The sequence below is a fragment of the Enterococcus crotali genome, assembly GCF_000633635.1.
GTDB lineage: Bacteria > Bacillota > Bacilli > Lactobacillales > Enterococcaceae > Enterococcus_L > Enterococcus_L crotali.
In genome coordinates this window covers 971,494-986,487 of the sequence record NZ_AYPQ01000001.1, presented here as the reverse complement: position 1 = coordinate 986,487, position 14,994 = coordinate 971,494, and the positions used below count along the sequence as shown (strand labels likewise).

9 protein-coding genes, 13 tRNA genes, 1 rRNA gene and 2 pseudogenes are annotated in these 14,994 nt (G+C 37.3%); 23 read left to right on the top strand and 2 right to left on the bottom strand.

Annotation, left to right across the window (positions count from 1 at the left end):
• The first annotated feature begins 122 nt into the window (after window positions 1-122).
• The 15 genes from rrf (at window position 123) to V192_RS0104655 (ending at window position 2,020) form a co-directional block, all read left to right on the top strand.
• A 5S ribosomal RNA gene (gene rrf, locus V192_RS0104725) occupies window positions 123-238 on the top strand.
• A 7-nt stretch (window positions 239-245) separates the two neighbouring features.
• Window positions 246-319 (top strand) — tRNA-Asn (locus V192_RS0104720).
• A 47-nt stretch (window positions 320-366) separates the two neighbouring features.
• A tRNA-Ser gene (locus V192_RS0104715) sits at window positions 367-455 on the top strand.
• 15 nt (window positions 456-470) lie between these two features.
• A tRNA-Glu gene (locus V192_RS0104710) sits at window positions 471-542 on the top strand.
• Window positions 543-554: 12 nt separating this feature from the next.
• Window positions 555-627: transfer RNA gene (locus tag V192_RS0104705), tRNA-Val, on the top strand.
• 9 nt (window positions 628-636) lie between these two features.
• A tRNA-Asp gene (locus V192_RS0104700) sits at window positions 637-710 on the top strand.
• Between the two features lie 14 nt (window positions 711-724).
• Window positions 725-797: transfer RNA gene (locus V192_RS0104695), tRNA-Phe, on the top strand.
• Window positions 798-800: 3 nt separating this feature from the next.
• Window positions 801-881 (top strand) — tRNA-Tyr (locus V192_RS0104690).
• Between the two features lie 9 nt (window positions 882-890).
• A tRNA-Trp gene (locus V192_RS0104685) sits at window positions 891-961 on the top strand.
• Window positions 962-974: 13 nt separating this feature from the next.
• A tRNA-His gene (locus tag V192_RS0104680) sits at window positions 975-1,047 on the top strand.
• Window positions 1,048-1,078: 31 nt separating this feature from the next.
• A tRNA-His gene (locus V192_RS0104675) sits at window positions 1,079-1,151 on the top strand.
• 15 nt (window positions 1,152-1,166) lie between these two features.
• Window positions 1,167-1,238: transfer RNA gene (locus V192_RS0104670), tRNA-Gln, on the top strand.
• 33 nt (window positions 1,239-1,271) lie between these two features.
• A tRNA-Cys gene (locus tag V192_RS0104665) sits at window positions 1,272-1,342 on the top strand.
• Between the two features lie 16 nt (window positions 1,343-1,358).
• Window positions 1,359-1,442, top strand: a tRNA-Leu gene (locus V192_RS0104660).
• Between the two features lie 161 nt (window positions 1,443-1,603).
• On the top strand, window positions 1,604-2,020 hold the full coding sequence (locus V192_RS0104655) for a VOC family protein (RefSeq protein ID WP_025869164.1): 417 nt from the start codon (window positions 1,604-1,606) through the stop codon (window positions 2,018-2,020).
• Between the two features lie 412 nt (window positions 2,021-2,432).
• Here V192_RS0104655 and V192_RS0104650 read toward each other — a convergent pair whose 3' ends face one another.
• Window positions 2,433-2,969, bottom strand: a complete 537-nt coding sequence (locus tag V192_RS0104650; RefSeq protein ID WP_025869163.1) for a PadR family transcriptional regulator — start codon at window positions 2,967-2,969, stop codon at window positions 2,433-2,435.
• 143 nt (window positions 2,970-3,112) lie between these two features.
• On the opposite strand from V192_RS0104650, the pseudogene V192_RS19310 reads away from it, so the two are divergent.
• A pseudogene (locus V192_RS19310) lies at window positions 3,113-4,322 on the top strand (MFS transporter).
• A 128-nt stretch (window positions 4,323-4,450) separates the two neighbouring features.
• Here V192_RS19310 and V192_RS0104640 read toward each other — a convergent pair.
• On the bottom strand, window positions 4,451-7,111 hold the full coding sequence (locus tag V192_RS0104640; protein ID WP_025869162.1) for a sigma-54-dependent transcriptional regulator: 2,661 nt from the start codon (window positions 7,109-7,111) through the stop codon (window positions 4,451-4,453).
• A 254-nt stretch (window positions 7,112-7,365) separates the two neighbouring features.
• On the opposite strand from V192_RS0104640, the gene V192_RS0104635 reads away from it, so the two are divergent.
• The 7 genes and pseudogenes from V192_RS0104635 to V192_RS0104605 all read left to right on the top strand — a co-directional run bounded on the left by V192_RS0104635 (window position 7,366) and on the right by V192_RS0104605 (window position 14,951).
• Window positions 7,366-7,701, top strand: a complete 336-nt coding sequence (locus tag V192_RS0104635) for a PTS lactose/cellobiose transporter subunit IIA (protein WP_025869161.1) — start codon at window positions 7,366-7,368, stop codon at window positions 7,699-7,701.
• A 26-nt stretch (window positions 7,702-7,727) separates the two neighbouring features.
• Window positions 7,728-8,030, top strand: coding sequence for a PTS sugar transporter subunit IIB (locus V192_RS0104630; RefSeq protein ID WP_025869160.1), 303 nt, complete (start codon window positions 7,728-7,730; stop codon window positions 8,028-8,030).
• A 24-nt stretch (window positions 8,031-8,054) separates the two neighbouring features.
• Complete coding sequence (locus V192_RS0104625; protein WP_025869159.1) at window positions 8,055-9,314, top strand: PTS sugar transporter subunit IIC; 1,260 nt, start codon at window positions 8,055-8,057, stop codon at window positions 9,312-9,314.
• Between the two features lie 9 nt (window positions 9,315-9,323).
• Window positions 9,324-10,369 (top strand): annotated as a pseudogene (locus V192_RS21925) (tyrosine-protein phosphatase).
• A 267-nt stretch (window positions 10,370-10,636) separates the two neighbouring features.
• A complete protein-coding gene (gene licT, locus V192_RS0104615) occupies window positions 10,637-11,473 on the top strand; it encodes a BglG family transcription antiterminator LicT (RefSeq protein WP_025869158.1) in 837 nt (278 codons plus the stop codon).
• Window positions 11,474-11,597: 124 nt separating this feature from the next.
• On the top strand, window positions 11,598-13,481 hold the full coding sequence (locus V192_RS0104610; protein ID WP_025869157.1) for a beta-glucoside-specific PTS transporter subunit IIABC: 1,884 nt from the start codon (window positions 11,598-11,600) through the stop codon (window positions 13,479-13,481).
• A 39-nt stretch (window positions 13,482-13,520) separates the two neighbouring features.
• Window positions 13,521-14,951 carry a 6-phospho-beta-glucosidase gene (locus V192_RS0104605; RefSeq protein ID WP_025869156.1) on the top strand — a complete coding sequence of 477 codons (1,431 nt, stop codon included), beginning with the start codon at window positions 13,521-13,523 and terminating at the stop codon, window positions 14,949-14,951.
• Window positions 14,952-14,994 lie beyond the last annotated feature (43 nt).

The window sequence follows — 14,994 nt, the reverse complement described above, 5'->3', positions numbered from 1 at the left end:
AATACTAATCGGTCGAGGACTTAACCAAAGAAACGAAATAAAAAGGTTTTTCGGAATTTGATTACTTACTTCAATCCAGTTTTGAGTGAATAATCACTCAACTTAATAGTTACAACACCCAGTGTGGTGGCGATAGCGAGAAGGATACACCTGTTCCCATGCCGAACACAGAAGTTAAGCTTCTTAGCGCCGATTGTAGTGAAGGGTTTCCCTTTGTGAGAGTAGGACGTCGCCACGCTAATTATTCCGGCATAGCTCAGTTGGTAGTAGCGCATGACTGTTAATCATGATGTCGTAGGTTCGAGTCCTACTGCCGGAGTTCCTTAATATAGGACTTATGAGTAATGCTTTGCTTCTTTTAACTCTGGAGAGTTGTCCGAGTGGCCGAAGGAGCATGATTGGAAATCATGTAGGCGGCTAACGCTGTCTCAAGGGTTCGAATCCCTTACTCTCCGTATTAAGTTTTTATTGGCCCGTTGGTCAAGCGGTTAAGACACCGCCCTTTCACGGCGGTATCACGGGTTCGATTCCCGTACGGGTCATTTATATTTTTTGGAGGTTTAGCTCAGCTGGGAGAGCACCTGCCTTACAAGCAGGGGGTCGGCGGTTCGATCCCGTCAACCTCCATTAAATTACGGTTTGGTAGTTCAGCTGGTTAGAATGCCTGCCTGTCACGCAGGAGGTCGCGGGTTCGAGTCCCGTCCAGACCGTTTTATAAGTTTTTGGCGCAGTAGCTCAGTTGGTAGAGCAACGGATTGAAGCTCCGTGTGTCGGCAGTTCGATTCTGTCTTGCGCCATTTGGAGGAATAGCGAAGTGGCTAAACGCGACGGACTGTAAATCCGTTCCTTAGGGTTCAGTGGTTCGAATCCACTTTCCTCCATTACATAGTAGGGATATAGTTAAACGGTATAACTACGGTCTCCAAAACCGTCATTGTGGGTTCGATTCCTACTATCCCTGTTAATAATTTATGGCGATTGTGGTGAAGTGGTTAACACAGCGGATTGTGGTTCCGCCATGCGTGGGTTCGATCCCCATCAGTCGCCCTTAGCTTTAATTTTTATTATATGTTTTATGGCGATTGTGGTGAAGTGGTTAACACAGCGGATTGTGGTTCCGCCACGCGTGGGTTCGATTCCCATCAGTCGCCCTTAGCTTTAATTTTTGGGGTATAGCCAAGCGGTAAGGCAACAGGTTTTGATCCTGTCATGCGTTGGTTCGAATCCAGCTACCCCAGTTTTCTCAATTTGAGAATTTTAAATTGTAATATGGCGGTATAGCCAAGTGGTAAGGCAGAGGTCTGCAAAACCTTCATCACCGGTTCAAATCCGGTTACCGCCTTGCAAATTTATTTCATGCCGGCGTGGCGGAATTGGCAGACGCGCTGGACTCAAAATCCAGTGCCCGCGAGGGCGTGCCGGTTCGACCCCGGCCGCCGGTATACTGAAAACACTAACGTATTCTTACGTTGGTGTTTTTTCGTTTTTTTTTTAAGAAATTCTCTAGAATTTTGGCGTGTAAAATACTTTATATATCCCTTGACCATGACGTTGCGTAATAGCTTATTATTTATATATCAACTTAAGGAAGGGGGCAATAATCATGGAATTTTATCCAATGCCAATGTTTAATAAGCTTTTAGTTAGTGACATTGAAAAATCAGAAAAATGGTATGAAAAAGCATTAGGATTTAAAAGTATATTTAAATTCAGAAATGATAAAAGTGTGGTATTAATGAATCATTTGCGATTAGACAAGTATCAAGATATTATGTTAATTCAATCTAATAACTTTATTGTGGGAGACTCTAATTACTTAAATATATTAGTTGAAGACATCGAAAGGCTAGCAAATAGGATTTCTCCAAAAGTAATAGTGGATTCTCTTGAGCAACAACCATGGAATGCGATAGAAATGACAATTACAGATCCTGATGGTCATTTAATTACTCTTACTCAATCAAATGTAGGAAAGGAAGACTTTGATGTGCTGATCAAAAAAGCTTCAAAGTTATTTTAAAAGTTTATTGAGATTTATATGCAGTTCAAAGGGATAAAAGATGCGTTTTAAGCACCTTTTATGATGTGGATATGATAATGCATGGAGAAGATGGTAAGGTGACTATAGAAGCAATTATAGTTATGCTAGCTATAATTAACTATGAATAAAAAGCTTTTTAGAAATGTACCAGCAAGAAAAAATAGAAAATGTCTTAATATAAATTGTAGGGTATGAATTTCCAATTACTGTCCCTCGATATTCTCATGCTGTCTAGAATATAGTTGAAGATTATATGAAAGATATCCAGAAAATAAACTTGAAGAGGTTATCGATCAACTACTATGAAAATACCTTATCAGAAACAAGATAATTTATAGAACAACACAAAGAGGATGAGCTGGGATAGTCATCCTCTTTGTATTGTTTCTATTTATTTGTTTGAAAATAGTTGTTCTACTTGTTCTTCAGCCCATTGACACCAGCGAAGTTCTTCTTCACAGATTCGTATTTTTCTTTGGATCACAAGAAATCGTCCAAAGTTTTTTTGTTGTTCTTCAGGATCAGTTAATTGATCGATTTGCATTTGTTTAGTTTGATTTTGTTTTAATAATTTTAATTGGTGCTGTTTTCTTTCAAACAGTAGACCTTTCACAGTATCTTTATCTAAAATTGAAGCAACATAGATTTTTGCAAGAAATTCATCTTTTTGTGAAGGTTCTTTTGTTTCTTCTTGAATCCAGGTATTGACGATCTTTTCGCCTTTATCAGTTAAATGATAGATTTTTTTCTGTGAGTGTTTTTCATCATTTTCAACTGAAACATATTCTTCTTTTAAAAGTTTTCCTAAAGAAGTGTAGATTTGACTATGATGAGCTTCCCAAAAAAGCGCAAGATATTGCTTCAATTCGTAGCCGGTACAAGGTTTTCTAACTAACATACAAAGCAAAATATAACTAAGAGTATTCATCTCAACGATTCTCCTTCTCTTTTTGAATCCGCTTATTTTTTATTATAGCACAAAATAAATGAAAATATTATAAATAAATACATGTAAATATTGACATGTATTTATTTTTGTAGTATTTTTTTATACAGAGAGAAGGTTATAAAGTGGAAGAATCAGAATATTTAGAGGAACGTTTAGAAGTAGTGGAAGTAGAAAAGGGTGGATTACGCTCGGCTTATGCGGTTGCATTTACTTGTATGATTGCATTTATGGGAATTGGGTTAGTTGATCCGATTTTAAAAACAATCGCAAAGCAGTTGGATGCGACACCAGCACAAACGACGCTATTATTTACTAGCTATATGCTGGTAACAGGAGTCATGATGCTATTTACTGGTTTTATTTCCAGTCGAATCGGTGCAAAAAAACATTGATTTATGGATTAGTTATTATTATCGCATTTTCATGTTTGGCAGGTTTTTCGGAAACGATCGAAGGACTGATTTATTTGCGAGCAGGTTGGGGATTAGGAAATGCTTTATTTATCTCAACGGCTTTATCAGCGATTGTCGGTGTTTTGGCTGGACAAACGGAGAAAGCAATCATTATGTATGAAGCCTCTATGGGACTGGGTATGGCTATTGGTCCTTTACTTGGTGGTGTATTGGGTAGTATGTCTTGGCGTATGCCATTTTTTGGTGTAGCGACATTGATGTTGATTGCAACATTAGCGATTGGCTTTTTATTGACGCCGATTGCTAAACCAAAGAAAAAAGTTGCTTTACTTGCAGGAATCAAAGCCTTGAGCAATCATAAATTACGTTCAGTTGGAATCATCGCATTACTGTATAATTTTGGTTTTTTACATTATTGGCGTATGCACCATTTTTACTTGAAGGATTTTCGGAAATGCAAGTTGGGTTTGTCTTTTTTGGTTGGGGAGCGTTACTAGCTGTGGCTTCAGTATTTATTGCACCGATTTTGGAAAAACAAATCAATACGTATCGGACTATTTTACTTGCGTTATTCTTTTTCTTGGCTTGCTTGAGTTTTATTGGATTTAATGCAAAAACGCCGGAATTAGTCGCTATAGGTGTGATCATGGCTGGATTATTTCAAGGGCTGATCAATACACTATTGACAACGATTGCGATGGAAATACCAGATATTGAAAGAAGTGTAGCATCATCTTCTTATAGTTTTATTCGCTTTTTTGGTGGTGCGATTGCACCTTTCGTAGCTGGAAAACTTGCAGAAATTTGGAACTCTAGTGTCACTTTTTATTTTGCAGCTTTTATGGTATTGATTGGTTTAGTTTTTGTAATTATTCATAATCAATACTTTGCGACAAAAGAAGAATATGAGGAAGCATAAATTTATAAAAAAAATTAAAAGAGAAGTATTTAGCTCTTAGAAATAAGAGGGAGCTGATTCTGCTCCCTCAGTTTTAGAGATATCATGTGATTGGGATATGACTCAAAGAGTTATGTTCCAATCTTTTTTTACATAAGAGACTCATTCATAAAAAAGGCTGTAATATAGAAAACTTCATCTTTTGGTATGATGACGGCATAGTAGGTTTCAAGAAACTGACAGTTTTTTTCGACGCTATTGATTTCAGATGTATATTTTGATTGAAATACTGAAGATTTTGGGAAACTACTGACATTTTTCCCTTGTTTTAAACGATCGATCATGCAAACAACATGACAAGCTAAGCCGACTTTTATTTCATAGGAGACACTTGGATTAATTTCTTCAGCCATCGTTTCGACCCATTCACGCATTGAAGTGATCAACTTTTCACCATCTTTATATTCCAGCATGCTTGAAATATTCGTCCGCATGCCCTCAAAAGCAATTTCGTAATCGATAAGTGATTGAATTTTTTCTGTCTTTGCTTCATCCAATGCATCAGTAATCGAGAAATGTGGCGTAGAGAAAGGAAATTGAAACGTACCGATTGTACAGATGATTTTTCCAGATTGCTTTAAATTGGTGATCGTTTGCTCTAATAATGTTTGATCAGTCATTTGTAAGGACACGATTTCACATGCCTTACCTCGTAAATTTAGGCGACTGCTTAGCATTTTTTTGATTAATTGTGCGGATCCTTCCCCCGTAGTACATAAGGTAAGGATATATAGTTTTAATTTTTTCGGTTCCTCGCTATTCTTCTGATAACTAGAAAGACCTCTAATGTTTTTTGTAGACTCAAATACTTCATTTAATCCATATCCTAATGACGCTTTTCTGCTAGCTTCCAAAACATGCAGCGTACTGACAAGTTCAATACAACGGATGTGAATCTTTAATTTTTTTTCTAATTCATCACTAAAATTGATTAAAGAACCCATATCCACTAGTAGAAGAACATCTTTTTGTTGATCTTTAGCGGAAAGATAATTATGAATGTTAGTCAACGTGATAAGCGGTTTTTCTTCTAGATTCATGTCAAAACCGACCGCTATTTGTTCACCTAAAAGTTTGTTGACAACATTCGCCATACTTGTAGCGGTTGACTCACCGTGAGCGACAACGATAACTTCGACTGTGGCGCTTTTTTTACTTTTCTGTTCATCAGCTGTAAAAAAGAGTGCAAGAAAACCGGCTTCATCTTCAGGAAGTTGAACACTAAAATCTGCTTCGATAACAGAAAGACAGTGTTGAGCTGTTTCAAATAGACGGGGATGTTCTTGCTTTATTTCATTGATTCGCGGATTATTGATCGTTTGACCTCTTTTGACCCGTTGAATTGTGTTATATAAATGTAGTGCCAATCCGTAACGGACATTATCAGATAGATAAACATTTAGTAAACGGGACGCTTTTTCACAGACTTTATTCGCCGTTGCCACGATTTCTGAACCGACGATTTGTTCTAGGCTTGTTAGATCAACAGCTGAACTTGTGTTATAGGAATGATAATAATTCGTAATCGTTGTATCGATGATTTCAGAAGTTTGGGAAATATCAAGACCGATTCGTTCCATGTCACTCATTTTTTGTTCAATGATTTGATAGATGTCTGTTCCTTTTACATCGTTTGGCAAAAAGAGTGTCGTCTCTTTTTCGTTGAACAGGAAAAAACGGGCATTCATATTTGGCAGCAGCAGCCAGATTTTTTTACGATCTTCGTTATTATAGAGACCTTCTCTAATATAATGAGGTAACTCATAGCTACTAATTTTAATTGTTTCTTCCTGCCGAGCAATAAATTGTGAGTAGGATTTTGCACAAAGTAGTTGAATGTCTGCTTTTAGTTGTCCCACGTTATTTGGGCAATGGTATCCTAAGAGAGCTCGAATCGTATTAGTAGATACTTCGATCGGTGTGCCTAATTTTTTTGTTTCTGTTTGGAAGAAAGTTGAAATTAAACTTAAGCGCTCTTCTAAACCGCGATCGATTAAATTAGGGATCTCAATTCTCATTGGAATTCGGCGTATAAATGTTTGTAATAAAACGGATGAGGTTTCTTCTGTCGTTGCACAAACAAGTAGCACCTGAGCCTGGCGTTCACTGCTAGTCTCACCAAGTCTGCGGTAAATGCCTCGATCAATAAAGGTGAATAGCATTTCTTGACCTTCAGGTGGTAAGCGATGGATTTCATCAAGGAAAAGGATACCGCCGTTTGCTTTTTCCAACAAGCCTATCCGATCACTCTCTGCGCCAGTATAAGCGCCTTTTTGAATACCAAAGATGGACCCTACCAGTAATTGTGGATTATTTGCATAATCTGCACAGTTAAAGGTGATAAAGTTAGAATCCGCTTTCACTTTGTTCTGTGATTTGGCATACGTATAGATCAATTCAGCAAACATACTTTTTCCGACACCCGTTTCGCCTGTTAATAAAATATGCATACCGTTTGGCGGATATAAGACTGCCGCTTTAGCTTGTTCACCACAGTGAAAAAGACTTGGGCTTTTTTTTATGAATTCATCCAAGATATTACTACTAGTTTGTTCTTTTGGAGCTGTGGAGAAGAAGTAAACAGGTTTGGTACCGCTTTTTTTTGCTTTCCCCAGTTTCACTAGCTGATTTAAGTCACTACTAATATTTGCTCGAGTGACATTCAATTGCTCAGCAAGTTCACTAGCAGTTACAGGTTGCTTTTCAGAGTATTGAGTGAGTAATTTTGCGACTTTATCGATTCTTTTCATTATTTTCCCGACCTTTGATGGATAGTGTGTGTTGTGTTCTATGAACTAAGTATAATGATACAAGGTGAAATAGTCAAAGTCATGTGTTTTATTTTCGACAATGTGTTTTATTGTAGAGAATAAATGTGTTTCATTTTCTGTGTGAACGAAACACATTTTACTAAAGCCTGGTTTACTGGTGTTTTAATTGTTTGGCACGCTTATTGCTTATATAACTATGACAACGTAATTAGTGTTTGAAGGGAGAAAATCAAATGATTTCAGAGACAGATGTGATGCAGATTATTGTTTATGCAGGGAATGCCAAGTCGCTTGCAATGAATGCAATCAAAGAAGCTAAGGCTGGAGATATTGCAGGTGCTAAAAAAGGATTAGAGGAAAGTAAAGGAAATTTAAAAATTGCCCATCAGCAGCACACGGATATATTACAAAAATTTGCTAGTAATCCTGATGAACCAGCAACGATGTTTTTAACTCATGCGCAAGATCATATGATGGCGGCAATTACTGCAACAGATTTTACCAAAGAATTTATTGATTTACACGAGGAACTGCAAGAACTGCGTAACTTAATTAAAGGGAACGCATAAAAAATAAGAAAGAAAAGGTGATTAGGATGAAAATTACATTAGCATGTGCCGGCGGGATGTCAACAGGAATGTTAGTCAAAAAAATGGAGGAATATGCCAACTCACAAGGAATTCAAGCAGATATTTCTGCATGCGGGCTCAGTGAATTGGAAGAAAGAGTGACAGGGTCAGATATTATTTTGTTAGGACCACAAGTTGGCTACCAACAAGATGATGTAAAAAAAGAGTATCCAGATATTCCAGTTTTAGTGATCGAAATGATGGATTACGGCATGATGAATGGCGAAAAGGTCTTTAAAAAAGCCCAAGATGTTATTGCTGCAAAATAAAGGGAGTTAAAAGGAGGAGTACAAATGTCTGAAACGAAAAAAAGTTCATTTACTAATGGGTTGAATGTATTTGTCAATAAGTTTTCAAATAATACGTTTGTTAAGAGTATTGCCAATGGAATGATGATGACGTTACCGATTACGATCGTAGGCAGTCTGACAACGATTATCGGAATGATTCCTGGTCTGCCAGAAATGGTCGTTAAAGCTTGTTCATTGGGAACGTCGATTTCAAGTAATCTTATAACGATATATGTCATTATCGGTATTTCAAGTGCAATGGCAAGAGAGAAAAAAGGGGATATCATTTCTTCAATCATTCTCTCGCTAGCTTCTTTCTTTGTTCTGACGCCAATAACTGCTTTTGATATTGGTAAAGAAAAACCAGCTATGGCCTTTGAACTAACGTATCTAGGCTCCAAAGGGATTTTTGTTGGGATGATTGTAGCCTTAGTTGTTACATGGGTCTTCGCTAAAATGGTAGAAAAACGGATTACGTTTAGAATGCCGGAAAGTGTACCAACGGCGATTGCTAAAACATTTGAAGCGATTGTTCCCGCTGCTATTATTTTTATTGTCGTGATTATGATCAGTACTGGGTTTGCTGAAACTAAATTTGGAAATATCCATGATTTCATTTATACCAATCTTCAAACACCACTTGAATCATTAGGAGGTTCGATTTGGTCAGCATTATTCATTATGTTTTTATCCGAATTGTTATGGTTCTTCGGTATCCATGGAAGTATGGTAGTAGGCTCAGTTATTGCGGTGTTGTTTACGACACAAGCCTACGCAAACATGGAAGCTGTCGCAGCAGGAGAAGTAGCGACGAATATCATCAATTCATTCTTCTTGGATGCGTTTAAAGGACCTAGAGCATTAGCTTTAGCTGTTATTCTAGTTTGGATGAGTAGAAGTGAAAAGTTCAAATCGATTGGGAAAATTTCTTTAGTACCAAGTATTTTTGGAATCACTGAACCAATGAAATTTGGGATCCCAATGATCATGAATGCCATTATTTTCATTCCGTTGACACTTTCGGCTGCTGTTTGTATTGGGATTGCTTATATTGCGACGATTATTGGATTTTTACCTGTAATCAGTGTCAATGTCCCTAAAAATCTGCCAACTTTCCTATCTGGTTTCATGGCAGCAGGATGGCAAGGATTGGTCGTGCAATTGATTCAATTTGTTGTGGTATTATTATTGTATCTACCATTTATGAAAAAATTGGATAGTCAAGGAGTCGCCGAAGAAAAAGTAAATCTTGAAAATCAATAGGAGCGTGAAATGATGCAAGCACTTCAAGTCAAGAGAGAAGAAGAGGCGTTAGCAATTAAAATTCCTGATACAGTAGAACTACCTGTAAAAGTATTCTATGGAACAGACAGTTCTAAACTAGAAACGGTCAGCTATCTGGAATGTACTAAAAAGGGTTGGCAAAGCTTTTCTGATCCAAATAGTCAGGAACGTCTTTACTTTAAGTTAAAAACTGATTCAGAAACTTTTATAGGAGCGGAACGTCGTTTACCTTTGACAAATTTGTATAATTGTCGAGATATGGGTGGGTATATGACAACTGATGGTCGTATGACAAGCTGGGGAAAATTTTTCGTTCAGATGCCTTACATCAGCTAGATGCACAAGGACAAGCATACATTGAACGAATGAAAGTGAAGCGAATCATTGATTTTCGGTCACCCGAAGAAATAAAGAAAGACCCAAATAAACCGATTTTGACTAGTGAAACGTTTAATTTTAATCCCCATGCTGATGTTGCTCAGCAGGCAAGTACACAATCTGTTTCAAAAAAAGATGAAGAGAAGATCGCTCAGCTGGAAAAAATGGTTCAGACAGAAGAAGGACGAAGCAAATTAAATAAAAATCGTAATGCAATGATCAAACAGATGGAACAATTGGTTATTGGAGAAAATGCGATCAAAGCATATAAACGATTCTTCGATATTTTGTTACAAGAAGACGTAACACCACTTATTTTTCACTGTCAAGGTGGAAAAGACCGCACGGGTTGGGCGGCGGCGCTATATTTGGGCGCTTTAGGCGTTGATAAAGAACAGATTTATCAAGATTATTTATTAACTGATCAAATGAATGCTCCGAGAAATGCCAAAAGAATGGCCATTTACAAAAAGTATACTGAGGATGAAGATGTCCTAGCCTTTTTAGCCTCATTACAACAAACTAGAAAAGAGTATTTAGATGGCGCGTACGCTATTGTTGAGCAAAGCTATGGTACGATCCAGAAGTACTTGAAAGAAGTTTTAGATGTTGATGATACGAAGTTAGAATGGTTAAAGCGTAAATACTTGTACTAAATAGAAATTTAAAACATTTGAAAGTAAACAATAATGGCAACGAGATAGACCAATTGGTTCTGTCTCGTTGTTTGCTAGTGATGAGCAATAAACAAGGGGAAGTATGTACATCTTAATCCAAGACATTATTTCCTTTGTTGACAACGCTTTACTTTCATGTTTTAATAACAAGAGAAATTAAGATTGTTACTGAATGTTCAGGCTATACTTCATTTCTTTGATTAACATGTTATTAGCTAGCTGATCGAATCTCATTGAGGAGATATTATGGAAGTAAAAAAAGTAATCAATAATAATATTGTAAAGTCTTTGAATGCTGATGGTCATGAAGTGCTAGTGATGGGTAAAGGGATTGGCTTTAAGAAAAATGTCGGTGATCGTATTGATGATGATCTCATCGAAAAAGTCTATACAAGTAATACCGATTTAAGTACTAATAAACTCACTCAATTACTATCAAATGTTCGTCTAGAGCATCTACAGGTTGCAAATGAGATTATTGGTTTTGCCAAAGTTTCCTTAGGGAAAAAGTTAAACGAAAATATCTACCTTACTTTGACTGATCATATTGATTATGCGATCGAGCGTCATAGTAATGGTTTACCCGTTAGAAATGCACTTCTGTGGGAAATCAAACGTTTTTACAATCATGAGTATCTGATCGGAAAAGAAGCGTTGAATATGATTTCCAATCGTCTGGATATTGTCTTACCTGAAGATGAAGCAGGGTTTATTGCATTACATATTGTGAATGCAGAACTGGATCTATCCCAAGTCAGTCAGGTATCCGAGATGACAAAAGTTATTCAAAAAATCATCAATATTGTTAAGTATCATTATAAAACGGATTTAGATGAATATACGTTAAATTATGAGCGGTTTATTACGCATTTAAAGTTCTTTGTACAGCGCTTATTTAGCGGTATTGAATTGGATAAAGATAAAGACGAAGGATTCCTGTTTATGTTAAAGGAAAAATATCAAGAGGAATACCTTTGTGCATTGAAAATTCGCGAGTACATCAGCAAAGAATTTGGGCGTGATTTACAAGAAGATGAGATGATTTATCTCACTATCCACATCAGAAGAATAACCAACAATTAAAGGATTGTTACTGCGTTAGAGCAGGCTATACCTAAGAGAATCTCTTTGAAATAAGAGGTTTCTTAGGTATTTTTTATGTTGTCAGATGCTAGGATTTAATGTTTAAAATTTAGGGGGATGAACGATGAATTATCAAGAATTAGCACAAACAATCATTGAAAAAATCGGTGGTAAACAGAATATTTCTGGTTTGACTCACTGTGCGACAAGATTGCGTTTCAATTTGAAAGATGAAAAAGTGGCACAAACAGATACGTTGAAAGATACAGCTGGCGTGATGGGGGTTGTTTCGAAAGGTGGGCAATATCAAGTCATCATTGGTAGTGATGTAGGGAGTGTCTATAAAGAAATTTTAAAAGAAATTCCTTCTTTAGACGGCGAACAAACTGAATCTAATGAGAATGATGATCGTGGTGCGGCTTCGAAAATTATCGACACGATCACAGGTATCTTTACACCAATTTTACCAGCGATTACAGCTGCTGGGATGTTAAAAGCTGTTTTGTCACTTTTAGTTGTCTTCAATGCAATCGATAAAACCGGGCAGACGTATATTATTATTGATTTTATGGCAGATTCAGCTTTTTATTTTTTACCGATTTTACTCGCAGCATCATCTGCACAAAAATTTAAAACGAATATGTATTTGGCGATGATGGTTGGTGGAATTTTACTCCATCCAAATTTTGTTGGAATGGTTAATGCAATCAAAGAAGCAGGAGAAGGCGGGATTCATTTATTTGGCTTACCGATTTCTGCAGTAACATATGGCTCATCAGTGATTCCAATTATTTTAGCTGTTTGGTTTATGTCTTATGTAGAACCGATTGCCGATAAAGTATCACCTAAAGCAATTAAATTTTTCAGTAAACCATTGATTACCATTGCTATTGTCGGGACAGTTTCTTTAGTGGTTATTGGACCGGTCGGCTATTTTATTAGTGATGGTATCTCAAATGGAATCAAGGCTTTGGAAAACTTTAGTCCTTGGTTAGTACCAACGATTATTGGGGCATTGACACCATTGTTTGTCGCGACGGGGACTCACTATGGTTTAGTACCGATCGGAATCAACAATCGCATGACAACAGGGTATGATAGTGTGATCTATCCTGGTATGTTAGCGTCAAACCTTGGTCAAGGTGCTGCTTCATTAGCTGTTGGTGTGAAAAGTAAGGATCCATCGATCAAACAAGTAGCAGCTTCCGCGGGTTTAACTGGTTTGTTTGGGATCACTGAGCCTGCTTTGTATGGGGTCAATTTAAAATATAAAACACCTTTATATTCTGCAATGATTGGTGGGGGAATTGGTGGTTTATTTATGGGAATCACTCGAGTGAAGAACTTTACTGGTGGTTCACCAGGTTTGCTAACACTTCCAAGTTATATTGGTGATGATACGTTAAGCCACTTATATATGGCTTGTATCGGAGCTGCAATTAGTATTGTGATTTCTTTTGTCATTTCATATATTCTCTATAAAGACCCGGTAGCTGAAGCAATAAAAGTAACTCCGAATAAAAGTGAAGACATTCAATCAACTGACATGCGTTCTATTTCAGAAGTGGCTGCACCGATCAAGGGTCAGATAGTCCCTTTAGCTGAGGTAGAAGATGGAATGTTTTCTGAGGAAATTTTAGGTAAAGGTTTTGCAGTTAAACCAGCAGAAGGTGTTGTTTACGCACCAGTTTCAGGAACTGTAACAGCAATTTTTGATTCTAAACATGCAATTGGTTTAACCAGTGATTCTGGAGTGGAATTATTGATTCATATCGGGATCGACACGGTTCAATTAAATGGTGATGGTTATGAATACTTTGTTGAAAAAGGTCAAAAGATTAAACTTGGAGATAAATTAATTGAATTTGACTTAGAAAAAATTTCTGAAAAAGGCTATAATGTAATTACACCCGTTGTTGTAACAAATTCAGCAGATTTTGGTGATATTATTACGTTGACCAAATCATTGTCTGAACCAGGTGAACAAGTAATGAAGGTTATTCGATAACAAGAACCTTTTATTCTAATATATTGGAGGATGATTTAAATGGGATTTAGAAAAGACTTTTTATGGGGCGGCGCGACAGCTGCCAATCAATGTGAAGGCGGATATAACGAAGGAGGACGCGGTTTAGCGAACGTGGATCTTGCACCAGTAGGACCAGATCGTTTTCCRGTGATCACAGGGGAGAAGAAAATGTTTGCGTTTGATGRCGAACATTTTTACCCAGCTCAAAATGCGATCGACATGTACCACCGTTACAAAGAGGACATCGCATTATTTGGCGAAATGGGCTTTAAAACTTATCGTTTATCRATCGCATGGAGCCGTATTTTCCCTCTAGGAGACGAAACAGAGCCAAATGAAGAAGGTTTGAAGTTCTATGAAGATTTGTTCAAAGAATGCCGCAAATACAATATAGAACCCCTTGTAACGATCACTCACTTTGATTGTCCAATGCACTTAGTAGAAAAATATGGCGCATGGCGGAGTCGTGAAATGGTTGGTTTTTACGAAAATCTATGTAACGTGATYTTCAACCGTTATAAAGGCTTAGTAAAATACTGGTTAACGTTCAACGAAATCAATATGATTTTACAYGCACCATTTATGGGCGCAGGTCTTTACTTTGAAGAAGGCGAAAACAAAGAACAAGTYAAATACCAAGCGGCACATCACGAGTTACTAGCAAGTGCCATCGCAACCAAAATYGCTCATGAAGTCGATCCAGAAAACCAAGTCGGTTGTATGTTAGCGGCTGGGACAAACTATGCCTATACATGTAAACCCGAAGATGTCTGGGCAGCRCGCAAGGCTGATCGTGAGAATTTCTTCTTTATCGATGTGCAATCTCGTGGAGAATACCCAGCTTATGCGTTGAAAGAATTAGAACGTGAAGGCATTGAATTACCGATCGAAGACGGTGATTTAGAATTACTGAAAGCAYACACAGTGGATTTCATCTCCTTCTCTTATTATTCATCTCGTGTTCAATCAACTGATCCTGCGATCAATGAAAAAACAGCTGGAAACATCTTTGCCTCAGTGAAGAATCCATACTTGGAAGCAAGTGAATGGGGCTGGCAAATCGATCCACTAGGCTTACGTACAACAATGAATGACTTATATGATCGTTACCAAAAACCATTGTTTATCGTTGAAAATGGCTTAGGAGCAGTAGATACACCAGACGAAAATGGCAACGTGATCGATGATTATCGTATCGAGTATTTAGCCGCACATATCCAAGCGATGAAAGATGCGGTAGAACTTGAYGGCGTAGACCTATTAGGGTATACAACATGGGGCTGTATCGATCTTGTTTCAGCMGGAACAGGYGAAATGAAAAARCGTTATGGCTTTATCTATGTCGATCGTGATAATGAGGGCAATGGTACGTTGAAACGTTCGAAGAAAAAATCATTTGACTGGTATAAAAAAGTCATTGCGACTAATGGGGAAGATTTAACAAACTAAGAGTTACGCCTTAAAGGTAAGTGGATTTTAAAGTAAAAAAATA

Bases quoted from the DNA above. Each gene is read 5' to 3' on its own strand.
- V192_RS0104655 (WP_025869164.1), top strand. From the start codon at position 1,604: ATGGAATTTTATCCAATGCCAATGTTTAATAAGCTTTTAGTTAGTGAC.
- V192_RS0104650 (WP_025869163.1), bottom strand. From the start codon at position 2,969: ATGAATACTCTTAGTTATATTTTGCTTTGTATGTTAGTTAGAAAACCT.
- V192_RS0104630 (WP_025869160.1), top strand. From the start codon at position 7,728: ATGAAAATTACATTAGCATGTGCCGGCGGGATGTCAACAGGAATGTTA.
- V192_RS0104640 (WP_025869162.1), bottom strand. From the start codon at position 7,111: ATGAAAAGAATCGATAAAGTCGCAAAATTACTCACTCAATACTCTGAA.
- V192_RS0104635 (WP_025869161.1), top strand. From the start codon at position 7,366: ATGATTTCAGAGACAGATGTGATGCAGATTATTGTTTATGCAGGGAAT.
- V192_RS0104610 (WP_025869157.1), top strand. From the start codon at position 11,598: ATGAATTATCAAGAATTAGCACAAACAATCATTGAAAAAATCGGTGGT.
- licT (WP_025869158.1), top strand. From the start codon at position 10,637: ATGGAAGTAAAAAAAGTAATCAATAATAATATTGTAAAGTCTTTGAAT.
- V192_RS0104625 (WP_025869159.1), top strand. From the start codon at position 8,055: ATGTCTGAAACGAAAAAAAGTTCATTTACTAATGGGTTGAATGTATTT.